1 protein-coding gene is annotated in these 14,570 nt (G+C 43.7%); it reads right to left on the minus strand.

Annotated features, from left to right (window positions below):
* Nucleotides 1-121: 121 nt before the first annotated feature.
* A complete protein-coding gene (locus DS742_RS21810; protein ID WP_117419071.1) occupies nucleotides 122-14,527 on the minus strand; it encodes a SpaA isopeptide-forming pilin-related protein in 14,406 nt (4,801 codons plus the stop codon).
* Nucleotides 14,528-14,570: the final 43 nt, after the last annotated feature.

Raw genomic sequence — 14,570 nt, forward strand, 5'->3', positions numbered from 1 at the left:
TACAGGAAATCACCCGGTAAGAGTATTTTCCTATACTTCTTTCGCATTTGTAAGAATATAGGGAAATTAATTACAGCATAAATTTCTGACGTGCTTAATGAGAATCGAAGCGAATGTAATATTAATGGAATATTTTCCCATTTTCGCCTTTTTTATTTTTTCTTCTCGTTACGATAGTAATACCAGATACAATGACCGCTATACCCATGCTCAAGAGTAATCCTCCTCTAAGACCTGCATCGCCTGTCTTAGGCAGACTTCCCAGCCAGTTCCAAAATCTTTTTCCTTTATGACTGGCAATTCCAAGACCATTTAAGTTTGATTGATATTTTGCAGTGATAATGCCTTTTTTCTTTCCTCTCTCCGGGCTGTTAAACATTGTGAGTTCTCCTGTTACGGTTCCGTCATCCGTTACGTAAATAGTCAGGCAGGAATCAGTCTTTCTATACCCTTCCGGAGCTTTTATTTCATGAACAGTGTATTGTCCAGAACGGACCGGCTGGAATGAAATGATACCGTTTTTATCTGTCACTCCTTTGATTACCGGATCTCCAGCTTCATTTCTGATCACCAGCTCAGCTCCAGCTAATCTTTCCATTGTTTCAGCATCTGCCTTTTGAATTCTCACTTCCGGAGAAGGGTAATTAACAACTGATACCGCACTGTTTTCTGATACCTCACCATTTTTTATGGTAAAGGAGTAAGTATGATCTGTTGCAAGGTAGCCAAGTACTGACTTTGTCTCTTTGTATGTATAGGTCCCATTTTCCGGCATATCAAATTCTGCGTATCCTTCCTCTCCAGTATTAATTATCAGGTATAAGCTTCCGCTCGGGCGGTAAATAGAAAATTCCACTCCTTTAATTCCCCGTCCTGTTACTGCATCTGTTTTGTAGAGAAACATTTTATCCGAGCCTGGGTTTTGGTGTCTGGGATCGGTCATAGTGACCTCCAATAGTCCAGGGCATTTGGGTACGGTAAATGCTATATCAGAGGATAGTAGGTATCCGGCTGGAGCATTTACCTCATGGAGATAATAAGTTCTTTCTGCCACTAATTTTCCTGTGATATCTATTGTATCATCCGTTGATACAAAGTCTGGAACAACTACGTTTTTTTGCTGATCTAATATCTGTAAAGTGGCTCCTTTTAAAATCTGACCAGATGAATCCACTTTTCTTATACGTACTCTTGTTGCATCATTTCTCATTACTATCTGGTCAACGCTTCCAGTCTTGCTGACAGTAAAGGGAATATCTTCTGCATAGGCATAACCGTCTGCTGGCTTTTCTTCCATAAAGTGGTAAGTTTCTCCGGCTATTAGTTTTCCGATGATTTCATGAGGCTGCTCCCCAGACATCCACTGTTCTACCTGATTCCCCTCATTATCTATTACACTCAGACAATTTCCGGGAAATTCTCCGCTGCCGGTGATTGCCTTTTTAGAAAGAATTATATGGGTTGGATCATCAATCATTACCACCTTATTCCTTTCCCCTTTTAAACTAACGGTAAAGGCGATATCTTCCGCATAGGCATAGCCATCTGCCGGTCTTACTTCATGGAGCCAGTAGTTTTTTCCAGCAATCAGCTGTCCTTTTAATACTTCAAACTCACTTCCTGTTGTAAAGATTAAATCTTCCCCGGCTGTGATACCATTTCCATCACGGACCGCCTTTGCAGCTGTTTTGGCCTCATTTAAGATCTGAAGCGTACTTCCGGATAATGGACGTGCTGCTTCAGAGGGAGTACTCTCCGTCAGAGATTTGGCCAGTTTTTGAATTTCAATTTCCGTTTTTTGATCTTTCATAGTGACGGTTATGGTTTCTGCTTCTTTTGGCACAGTAAATGTCACATTCTCACTGTAAGCATATCCGGTAGGAGGCTCCTCCTCAGAAAGTTCATAGGTTCTGCCGGCAATTAAAAACCCCGTAAAATCAACTGGTACTCCTGTTGGTGTAAATTCTTTGATCAATGTGCCAGTATTCTTTTCTCTGATAGCGAACCGCCCTCCGCTTAAAAGTTCTCCTGTTTCTGCATCCGTTTTTAAAATACTCACTTCTGTCTTTTGATCCTCCATGATAATGGTCTCAGGAATTCCGCCGTCTTCTGCAGTAAATCTAATATCCTTCTCGTAAGCATATCCATCTGGGGAACTGACCTCATGAAAGATATATTCTTTCCCAGGTGTCACAAGTTTTGCTGGGATCTGTACCCGTTCTCCTTCCTTTGTAAATTCATAAATAATCTCATTTGTCGCTGCATCAATCAGCTGATACCTGCCTCCGGTAAGCTCCTTTCCAGTATCCTTGTCAATCTTGGAAAAATACAGCTGTACCGTCCGGTCTTCCATATCAACGTTATCAACCATTCCTGAAGCGTTTACTTCAAATCGGTACGCACCGCTTATCAGGCTGTTCCCATCGCTGTAAGAGGTTGTCTCCATAAGTTTATAGCTTCCTCCGGCTGTCAGGATTTCCCGGATCGATTCATCATTCCGGTTGCTTTCAAATACTTGACTTTGGAAATTTTTCTGGATTTCTCCGGACATGGTCTCCTCACCAGGCTCATATCCATCTGCTCCCATTTTGGTGATTTCATATCTGGATCCATAGGGGAGGCCGGAAAAGGTAATAAATCCATCTCCGGTAAGAGCGATATCTCCCTCCCCCTTAATTCTTCCTGTTTCAGAACCGGCAAACGACTGATATCCAATTAAGGCCGTTCCTGCCTGATCCGTGAATTTTACATGATAGGAAAATGTATCAGCCTGACTCTTTCCTGTCCCAGTCAGCTTATTAATGATACTGATGGAGCCATCCGGGACAATCGGGTTCCAGAGGTTCGTGGTTTTTGTAACCGCTCCGGCTGTCGTTATAAAGTTTGCTTTGGCTTCCGTTCCGTTTTCTCCACTAACAACAGTCACCACATCCACGGTTCCGCTTTCATGAGCTGCTACATTGGCAAGATTCCAGGTGACGTTTCCGTTTAATTCAACGCCATAGGAGGTAGATCGTAAATAATCAAGTCCCTCTTGGAGAACTGCTTTCACTTTTATATCTGCTGGGTAACTGTATGGATTGGTATAGGAAATTGTGTATTTCATGACGCTTCCTGTCTTTACTGCACTGTGACCTGCCCCAACGCTGCTTGTCACCTTGGCAATCGGTTTATCTTTCGTAACCGGATTGGCTATGGTGTAATCGCGGGTGTGATCACTGACGATCCAGTCTGCCAGTACATTTCCCTCAGAGCAGGTCAGTTCCTGCCTGGTCTCTAAATAAGTTCTGGAAGGCAGCGAGCAGGTTCCCTGTTCATCAAGATAGATCCGTCTGGTTTCTTTTCCGGTTTTTTCTGTCTGGCCGTCTGAATACCTGGTATACTCGGTAATCTCATATAAATGCCCGTCCGTGATCCCATCATTAGCAGTCAAAGAGAGGCTGCTTCCTGTTCCCATGAAGGATGGAAGCTCTGTCCCGGTGTCTAAATCCTTTAAGATGAGGTAAGTTTTTACCGGAACTCTTCCGGTTATGGTAAGGGCTTCTATGGTGCCGTTCTCACTTGCCAGTTTTAAAACACTGAAATCATTGGATACATTTAGGATTCCTGTTCCTGCCTGATTTACAGTAAAAATCACCGGCGCTGAAAAAACGTATCCAACCGGAGCTTTTAATTCCTCCAAGATATAAACCTGTCCTGCAGACAGCTTCTTTGTCAGGGTGAAACCGTTGGGTCCCGAAATGGTTGTTGCTATGGCTTCTCCATCCTTTTCATATTCGCCATTCACAGCGACTGCCCTGTAAACCGCAATCTCCGCTCCTTCCACCGCCATGCCGGTGTCAAAGTTTGTTTTCTTGAAGCAAATATTTGTTGGATCATTCTCAATTTCACAGGTATAAAGTATTTCTTTTCCGTTCCCTTTCCCGTCAAATTGGAATTTCTTGATTCCCTCAGAAATTTGGTAAAAATCCGGTGGGGAGATTTCTTCTACCGTATAGGTATAGGCTTTTACAGTTCCATTGGTCTGGACGTCACCTACCGGAAGTCCGGCAAGTTCTGCCGATCCATCTGATCCGGTAGTCATGTACCAGTTTTTTCCGGTCTCTTTATTTGTTACCTCAAATCTTGCATGTTCCAATCCTTTCCCGGTATCGGAGGCTTTCTTTTTTATCTCCAGTTTTCCAATGGCAGGGGTATTGATCACTTTATAAAATGGTATCTTTTCCTGACCTATGATGATCTTTACCGGATCTGCTTTCTGCATATAGGCCGGTGCCTCTGTTTCCACGATGTAATAGGTTCCAAAAGCGGTTTTATCAATTCTATGAGGTTTTAGATCTCCTACAGAAAGTGCTGTTGGGACAGCGTACCCCGCTTTATCGGGCATATCCCCATTAAACTGATCCTCTTCCGTATAGGTTCCGTCCATTCCAGTAGTCCATGCCTCAACCAGATGTGCTTCATCTTCAATCAGATTCCCGTCTGCATCCGAGCGGTATAGGGCAAGCGCTGCGCCGGTGACTGCATATTCTGCCGTTCCATCTGTTACTACCTTTAAAACATTGATGTACTTTTCCTCATTTTCAAGGCTAAATCTCTGTATATCTCCGGTTTCTGTCAGGACGATTGCTTTCGGATCGGCTGCTTCATACCCATCTGGGACCATTTCTTCCACCAAAACGTAATTTCCGGTCTTTCCATCTCCCGTTTCTGCATTGAAGGGCAGATAATCAAAACGGTGCATTCCCTCTAAGGTGTCATAGCTTTTAATCCCCCCATTTTCTTTATAGTTAAACTGATATTCAAAGATCAGAGGCAGCTGACCGTCTGTATCAAGGGAACCATTTTTCACGTTCCGGTAAATGGTGATCCGAATGGTTTTTCCTGTATCAGTGGTCCATGTTTCCACGATTCCCTCCCCTTTTCCGGCCTGAATGATTCCGGTAAGGGTTGCGGTTCGCTCACCGCCCTTTGTGTACCAGGTAAGGGAGGTTAATTCCTGTCTTTTTTCTTTGTAGGCAGCTTCAAAATCCGTAATAAAGCTGGACTGGTTATCTGATAGTCCCAGAATCGCTTTTAATCGTTCCATGACGTTGGAGCTGATTTCTGTTTCCTCCGTGTACTCCGTTAAGTCATCGGTGGTCCACTGATCTACCCGTTTTGTCTGGTCATACACCGGCTTTCCATTTTCCATTAATATAGTCCCATTGCTGTCAGTTTTCGCTTCATAAAGAGCAAGCCCGGCTGCGTGATCATTGGGCAGAGAAACCTTATTTCCTTTACTGTCCGTGTAGTACTTATAAATTTCCAGCTTTGTATGATCATTTTTTAGATTAACCGTCTGGACTTCTCCTGTTGCTTTGATGGTTAATTCCATGGAGGAACGAACATATCCGTCTGCGGCCTCCAGCTCTTCTAAGATATAATCACCGGCTGGGATTCCTTCAAAATATTTTGGGTTGCCATCCGTGATCCAATCAGCCGATACTGTAACCGGTTCATTATCCGAAGAACGTTCCACGGTCCATTTTGCCGGTGTAGTTTCTGCTTTCACCAGATAATACCCTTTCGGGTAGGTGTCGCTGTCCGTGGTATAGATCCGTTTTGCTTTATAAAGGATCAGACGGGCACCGGATACCTGGCTGTAACTGTAGGCTCCCTTTGGCTCCGTAACGGTTAGTCCTTCCTGGTAATCGCTAATTACGTTCAATGTCTGTTGGTCGGCTGCGTCGGTTTTGGAAATCTCTACCTTTATTTTTTCATCTTCCATTCCGGTTTTCTGAACATCCTTGGTTTCTGTCACGGTAATTCCCTCCGGAAGACCTTTGGTATATCCGGAAGGAGCCGTTACCTCCTCCATGATGTAAGTTCCTGGAATTACTCTCTTTAGCATATCCGCCTGACCTACTGACATATCTCCCTTAAACGGATCGTTTGGATACTTCTCTCCGGTAATCCAGGTGTTTTCCATCACCCAGGACTCACCCTGCCGGTGATAGAGTTTCTTATCATCCGTGGTGTTTTCTTCCTCTCCGATTTCCTTCATACCAATCTGATTGTTAATGCTGTAGGAAGCACTGTTATAAGCGGAAAGAAGATCATCATATTTGTAGCAGACATAGTCTCCATCAATGTCATAGACCGGATCTCCCTTTTTATAGGTCTGCCCGGATTTCTGGTAATACTCAGGAAGTCCATGGCCATTCAGAACTGGATTCATGCTTTTCGCCAGACTGCTTCCGTTATAGGTTCCTGTGATATATTCCTGATCTGTATCAGCATGGATAGATGCAATCCGGAACGTCTTTATCTTTTCTCTGGCAATAACCGCTCCTCCCTGTGTCCGGGAGATCTTCACCGGCCATACCAGAATCTTGTTCCCTTCCTTTGTGTATGCCATGCCGGTAGTCGGATTAACATACGCATCCCTGTTTCCATCACTGTCAAGATGGTACATGACCGTATCGGAACTTAAGGTAAAGATTTTATCAATAGAACTATATTTTACCGCCAGTAAATCCCCTCCGGTTAATTCAAAGGTTGGCTGTCCGGCTTTGAGGATAAAAATGGATTCCTGGTTTTTCACTAATACCTTATTACCATTCTGGTCATAGCCATAGAGTTTTCCGTCAGTTCCAGTTTCAGTTGCTGTCAAGTTTCCAAGAGAGTAATAAAGGATATCGGTATCATCCCGGTCTATGGTTTCATAAGTCCAGGTACCGTTTCCGGTATCCCCTGCAAGACTTCCAGCCGGATCTTCCTTTCTTAAAAACTCCACAGTTGTCCCGGCATAGCCTTTTAATACCTTTATGGACTGAACATTGTTATTTCGGTCTCTGGCCACTTCCACGCCGTTATATCCGTAATCTCCGCTATTTCCGCTCTCTGATATGGTTATGGCATCGTAAAGAGCCATCTTTGCCCCAGATACATAGCGGTTCTGATCATCATCAGTATCCAGCGTTCTCTCTATCAGACCGTAACCGGCAAAAACACCATCTATATAAACCAGATTTACATCCTCCCCCGCGTCTTTTCTGGACTGAAGGTATTCAATGGTACCTTTGTACCACGCATATCCTAGGTAAGTTCCGTTTTTATAGGCAAATTCTAAGCTCTCCATACCGAACTTCTGCTTTAATGCCAGTTCCGTCCCCTCAAGCCTGGTATCAGTTTTATAAGTCACGGTATGATTAGAATCCTTAATCTTAGATACTTCAAGACGTACCGGAGTATTTCCTATATAGATTCTGGCGGTATTTTCTATCTTAGTTCCAGCCTTGTTTTTGTCCTCATAGATGGCTGCGGCTACTCGGCTGTCCCGGTTTCCGTCAAGATAATAGGTTGTCTGATCCGAGTAGATTTCAATGGCTACCGGCTTGGATCTTACGTATCCGGCAGGAGGCTCGATCTCGCACAGGACATAAGTTCCGGCTCCAAGGGGCTGGGGTGTAACCAAATAGCCTGTATTCTGATCCTGATAGGAGGTACTTGTTAAATCTTCTTCCCTTGCCTGTACCCCGTCCCTGGTAGTCGTAAAAGCCTCAAACTGTCCGGTCCTTCTTCCGTGTTCATCTGAAAGGACTACCTGTTCTCCTTCTTCACAGACCGGGCTTCCGGCTGGAACCAGCCCGCTGTAGGACTCGCCTGACTGAATAATATTGCTGGCTCCCATTGCCTCTAAAAATTCCTTAGAGCCTCCGATCCGGGTATCTGTTTTATAAAATTTCACCTTTCCGTCCGTATTTTCACCCTCTTCTCTGGAAGCCGCATAGAGGGCAAAGACTGCTCCATCATGGAGGATATTTTCTCCTGTTTCGGAATCCAATTTTTCAATTCGTAACCGGCTTGTATAAAAGGTGTTTTTAAACTTCCGGTAACTATAGCCTTGATAACTGGAGCTGCCATCTCCATTGGGTGATGTGTCGGTTGTTTCATCGGCCGGCTCTGTTACACTCCACGGTACCAGCATAGAAGCATATTTTCCATCATAGGCCGTCTGCATCCCCTTCATGGTTGTTCCTGAATCATTGGTTTCCTTATTTTCCGAAACTGATCCATAATGATATATCATTTCGATTCCATCTGTCTCGTAAGTGGTACCGTTTGCTGTACGCTTACCGGAATTTCCATTGTCGGTCAGATAATGACTGGTTTCATTTCCTCCGTCTTCTGCCGGATCAACCAACGTGTTATAGTAATCCTTGACCGGATCAGTTTCGCCCTGGGTGATGGTAAAGTGTCCTTTTCCTGAAGGATCACCAGAAAACGATCCTGTAAGCTTATCAAGATCTAGACCATAGGGATAAATTTCATAGTTCCCCAGGTAATTGTGTCCACGGATTACATACTTTCTTAAATCCTCTGCTTCTCCCGGCCATTCTTCATTAAAACGGATATGGTATTTGGCTGAAAGAGATGAAACACTGTCCGCTGCGCTGTAATTGTAATAGCTGCTTAATATCTCCGGTGTCTGGTCTGATCCGGACTTACCGCCCTCATAAACCGTTGGAAGTTCAATTTCCTTGGGAGCATCAGTTTTATAATGCTTGTTAAAAAGATCTCCTAAGTCTTTGTTAAAGGGCTGCTGTTCTACAGCTACATAAGTACCATAAGGAAGATACTCAGAGATCCCGTATGTATACCCCGAAGTAGAATCCTCTGTATCTGCACTGAGCGTTGTAAAATCCTTGTCACTTCCTCCGTCTGCTTCACTGTCCCAGGCAATGGAATAAATTTCATCAAAGTCATAAGTGAAAAATGGTTTTAGGTAGTTCTCCGCTTTTTTTATGGCACTGGCCAGAGCCTGATCATATATTTGATCCGGGTAGCTTACATTTTCTGAAGCACTTTCAGTTTCTCCTGCCTGATTTTCCTTTACCAGTTTCGCAACTTCATCATCTAAGTACCAGGTGATGGCAAACTGGCGGACGTGATCGGAACGGAGGGCGTTATCCTTTGCGGTATCCAAGGTATTTATCCTATTTTCAATGTCCGGATTGTTATGTAAGGCTGGATATTCTTTTTCCCCTCCAGCCGTTCCAAAGAGAAGCTTTTTAATAAAGGCAAACGGCTTAAAGGAAGTGGTTTTCTTATCTGTCCGGTCCCATTGGTCCTCATTGGCCACTTTTATGGCATCAAAGAACTTATCATAGCGATAACCGTCTTTTCCACTTTCAAGAATTGCCGTATATCCCGTATTGGGATCTGCATTAATAAGATTATTGGTATAACTGTAAAGTTCCGTATTGGCTATGGCTGCATCATTGGAATCCTTTAATAACGGACTTGTCTGATAATCAACTCTGGTATAAAGCTTCTGTACCTTCTCTGGAAACTTGTCCCGGTAGGCATTGATATCCACGGTGTTTCCATTCCAATCCTGCCACGTCACAGTTCCATCCTCTGCCCGGTAAAGCCGTTCCAAGTTTGATTTTAAGTAAGCCTTAAAGCGGAAGTTTTTTAAGTATGCTGCATTTTCTCCCTTACCGCCTACACTTTCAGTAAAATGATCCTCATGGCCGGTTGCTGCATAGGTGTTATTGTTATAAGTCCCGTCTGCATTTACCTCAATATCCTTCGTTATCTTTACCTTTTGCATGATGGGCCGTTCTACAACGGAAATGCTGTTGTTACGGCTTCCTCCATCTGCATACAGCTGATTCTTATCATAGCGGAGCGTAACCGCTTCGATATAGGTTCCGGCACTTAAAAGGTTTGGAGATACGGAAATATTTCCATAATAGAGGGCATATTCCTGGGGTGTGGTGTAGGTTCCGGAAATCAGATCATAACTATAAGTGATCTTGTAGTTGGCAGTCTCCGTCCCCTCACTCCCCTCAACATTGATGGTATAGCCCTTTCCGTCATACACGGCATCCACTGGCGTATCCACGTCCTTTAAATCATATCCAGGGCTTACCTGGACTTCCTTTTCTACCAATACGGTCTTAATACTTCCATCATTATTCCGGATTGGTTCTCCTTTTGCATAGACCCAGTAGGTACGAGCTGGATTTTCTTTTACTGTAAGAGTAGTTAAATCATCCGGATATACTGCCTTTGTCTGTGACAGCGCTCCGCTTTTTACTTTTGCGCAGGTGATAAATCCATTGGTATTTTCGGTATAATCCACCAGCTGATCCGTTTTATAGGGAACATAGAAATAACCAGAAACCGTTGTCCCATTTATTTCATACTGGATATCCATTTTGATATAAATTTGCTTTAATGCCTCATCGTATAAGCTGGAGGCAATGGTACTTCCCACACGGTAGGAATAATGGACTACCGCTTTCCCATCTATGATCTCCTCGACTCTAAGACAATTAAATACGGAGAGGCCGGCATCTTCCATTCCTTTATAAAGGCTTTCTGCCTGTTCCTCAAAGGTATCTCCCTCCAAAGGAATGATCATCCAGGGCGCTCCTTCATCCGGCTCCTTAAAGGAAGCCTTTTGTAAAACGGAATTCACATCTTCTGTTAAATCTCCGGTAACTTCCTTATCTGAAAAGGTGGGAATGGTATATCTTAAAGCATTGGAAGGGCGGACCGCTGTATAGTCATATTCCGGATCTGACACCTTGGTGACAACGGCGGTTTCTCCGTTTGGTAAAGAAATAGTATCCCCAACGTTTGCTTCCACATAGGAACCGTTAATTACAACCTTGGCTCCCTCTTCTTCTGCTATGGCATTTTCACTGGTATAAACATACTCTATATGGGTTCCACCCATATCTTCCACCACTTTGCTTTCTGTCCGGTAAAAGGAAGCTCCTTGTGGGATATTGTTTGCATATATCTGATAACCATTTGTGGTGCCACTGCTGTTAACTGTAAAGGTGTTTGCTTTCTTTGCCCGGTTAATATCCAAGGTAGTGGCAGATACTGTTCCTTCTGCTGACGGGCTCCCTCCGCTTTGAAACGCTTCCCGGTTAGAAACAGAAGAATCTTTTCCATAAATGGAAAGCTCATACCCCTCTGACCGGGTCAACTCCTTGATATAGTACTGGGTTCCATCCGCATTAACGATTAAGGGGCGTCCAATCCAGCAGTTTCCGTTTACGCTTTCATTGTTCTCAATTGGATAGGAATGGCTGCTCTCCCCAGTGTTGTCCCTTCCCTGATTGGAGGATAGCTTTTCATAACCGAAAGTAGTTTCATTCCGGCTATCAGTTAAGGAAATGCTACTGCCATGTGAAGTATGTCCGATAAAACGTTCTGCATCGGATTCTTTTCCTACCGCAGCTGCCATTCCGGTATAAAGGTTTTTCGGAGCCTGGTCTGCCCAGCTGTTGGCCGTCTTTTCAATTATTCCGCTCTGGTAGTGAAAGGTATAACCCGGTGCCTGGGTTATGGAAAGGAAGCTGGCATCCCCGTTTTGATCCGTTGTGGCTACTGATACTAAATCGTCTTTTTGAAATACCATACCAGAATGTCCGTCTGGGTGGGGAATATCGGCTGCAGCAAACAGTCCGTAAACAGCTCCTTCTAAGGTTCCGTCCCCCTGTGCATCTCCATAGGCATAATAGGAAGCGTTTTCCCCTGACTTTAAATCCATGTCCTTTTTATTAAAATGAATATCTCCTTCCGTCCGATGATCATAGACAATAAAAGTCCAGTCTGTAATGGAGGAAGACAGCGGGGAAAGGCGGTCTGTATCTGTTGATTCCGGCAGGGAATAAAGGGAACTTTCGCTTCCGGAATCCTCATCAGAGGAGGCCGTTAGGGAAAAAAGTGATACTACTTTTGACGCCGCAAGCTTCACACCTTTGACTACTTTTTCCAAAAGTCCGGTTAAAGTTACTTCCCCGTAAACAGCCTTTGCCTGGGAATCGGTTGCTATCTTTTTCTTTACGGGAGCCGTTTCCAAAGTGGGGGCTTTTGTTTCGGCCTCTGTTTGTACCTCGGTTTCTACCTCTTTGGTGGATTCTGCTGTCGTTTCAGACGCTTCCGCAGTTATTTCCGTAACCTCTTCCGATTCCTCCGGGCTTTCGGACTCTGTAGGATCTGTTGTTTCTTCCCTGGTTTCAGTCTGTGTTTCAGCCTCTGTTTCAGCTTCTTTTTCAGCTTCTGTCTCAATTTCTGTTTCTTCTATAACTTCCGACTGTGTTTCTTCCGGTTCCTCTGTCACAGTTTCAGCCGCTTCGGTTTCCGGTTCATTTACTTTCTCCTGGTTAGAGATTTCTATATCCTTGGAATCTGTTTCTGACTCAGAGAGGGTAAGTTTCTGGTCCAGTGATCCGAAGCTGACAAACTGGCTTTCCTGGGATTGTAATGGTTTTAAACTAAATATATTGGCTGTTAATCTGTCACTTTCAAAATCAGGATCACTGGAACTGCCCTCGTGATCAAGTCCAGAGGATTCATAATCCTTATATTCGCTCGATGTAACTGTTCTCCATTCCAGCGGGATATCATCCGGATGGCTTCCGTGAAGGGAGTAACCAGGAGCTGAGTTAGTTTCCTTTGCGGAATACTGATACTTTAGAGAAATAAACTCTTTGTAAAACTCATCCCGGTCCGCTTCCAGAGCCTTTTTTTGAGTTTGTCCGGTAGGGTCAATCGCATGAAAGAAGCCGCCCTGTTTTACATGATCTTCACATTCCTTTACTCCTCCTAGCCAGTTTGCCCATGCGGTGTCATGCAGTTCCTGATTGGCTTCCTCCACCGCTTCAATCTCATCCTCATTAGTCTGTTCTCCAGTTTCTTCATCATACTCCGGTTCTGGGACCTCCTGGTATTCAATGACAGGGGCTGGATGCCCACTGCAATACCCCTTTAAGTAGGTATAGTTTCTGGCATCTGAGTGGGCGGTCTTACTGTGAATGTTTCCTCTGGAATCTACATAGTGGAGAACACCATCCGAATCCGTAATATGCTCATCTGTATTGCAGGGATCTTTTTCCGGATCGTCCCAACGTTCAAACTGGGAACCGGAGGAATTCCCCTGATTATAACGGTTTGCTTCGGAATCATTAAGACCAGTATCTCCGCTGTAATTTAAAGAGATCCTCGCATCATCACTCCCCTGATCTTCTTCCCAAGATGTATCGGTTAAAGAACCTAAGTTTGAGGAATAATCTCCTGCTCTTCTTAAATCTAAATCTGTATCATCAAGCTGGGAGTCATCAAACTTTTCCAAAATGTCCCAGTGAGTATTGGCAAGGGGTTTTCCTGTTTCGGAATCAAAAGTGTTAAGACCTACGTTATAGCTGGCACCGAACCCTTCCGTATGCTTGTACCGCTGAACCTCCGCTTTTCCAGCAGAACCAACACGGACATGGACTTCTAAGTCTTTGTCCATCTTGGAAGCAAAATAGGTCTGGGATATGTCAAAAGCATATTTATTTCTATCTCCTCCTGGAACCTTAGTATAAAATTTAAACGTAGCAAGCTGTGCAGAACCAATATCTTTTGCCAGTTCCAACCCTTCCTGATTGGGATTGGCCCAATAGAGAGTTGCAATCCCTTTACCATCACTGGGTACTTCACCGGATTGAGAAGTAAATAAAAGTCCAGCATTAATAGGACCTGTATAAATCCAGTCCCCATATAAGTCTTTGGCTGAAAACTTTTGATAATATTCTTTTACTGCTTCATTAGGGTAAGGGACCGTAACGGTGTATGTATCTGTTGCATGGTCTGTTTTCGCATAGTAAACAGTTTCTACTGCATCTGAATCAAGTTTCTTTGTAATGGTCGCAGCATCCCATACCATGCCAAACATCCAGTCTGCCCAGTTATCACAGCCTTTTGCCTTATACTCCTCTGGAATCTGAGTACTTGACATCTGATTATAAACTGATCGATCTCCCACTGCATTGGTGTTTATTTGCTTTAGCACAGCTTTATAATCATCACTGCCCTGGAAGATTCCTAAATCTGTTTTTAAGTCAGTTCCAGTAAACGCACAGTCATCAGCAGCAATCCAGTTAATAACAGCTGCTATAATATATTTGGCTGTGCCGGTATTTGCATCATTACAGGCAGATATACTTTCATTACGCCCCATGTAACTGGCGTATACGTTCATCAAAAAGTTAAATTTCTCTATTTCATCATCACCGATTTTTTTGGGAAATAATGGAGGTCTGGCATTAGGTGACCAATAACCATCTAAAAATGCTTGACTACCTAAATGAATCATGGCATTTTCCGTATGTCCCTGCACACAGTAGATAAAGGTTTTGTCAAACTCATCATAGTTACTTTCACTTGACTGATTATTTTTTACTAGATACTGCTTAGCTCCTGTGGGAAAATTTCCTTCTGACGTAGCAGATCCCAGATGAAAGTCCTTATTTTCATACATCAATCCTGTTGGTATATAGCCTTTGAAATTATCTTCATTGTATCTGCTAGCCTCCCATGAGGGTAATGAAACGGTTTCAATAAGCTGTGCATATTCTGCAAGGGAGACCAAATTTTCTGGAAAGTAAGGCAGGAATGCCATTATAGCAAAAATAGCAGCCATAAAGCCAGCGGTTTTTCTTTTTATTTCAAGTCGTTGTAACAGTTTTTTCATTCTTCTTCACCCTCTAATTTGTAATCGGGTAGGAGGTAGATAA

It is taken from the genome of Lacrimispora amygdalina (genome assembly GCF_003432035.1).
Classification (GTDB): domain Bacteria; phylum Bacillota; class Clostridia; order Lachnospirales; family Lachnospiraceae; genus Lacrimispora; species Lacrimispora amygdalina.

What these genes read in the sequence shown, in the direction of transcription:
- DS742_RS21810 (WP_117419071.1), bottom strand. Translation starts at nt 14,527, where the DNA reads ATGAAAAAACTGTTACAACGACTTGAAATAAAAAGAAAAACCGCTGGC.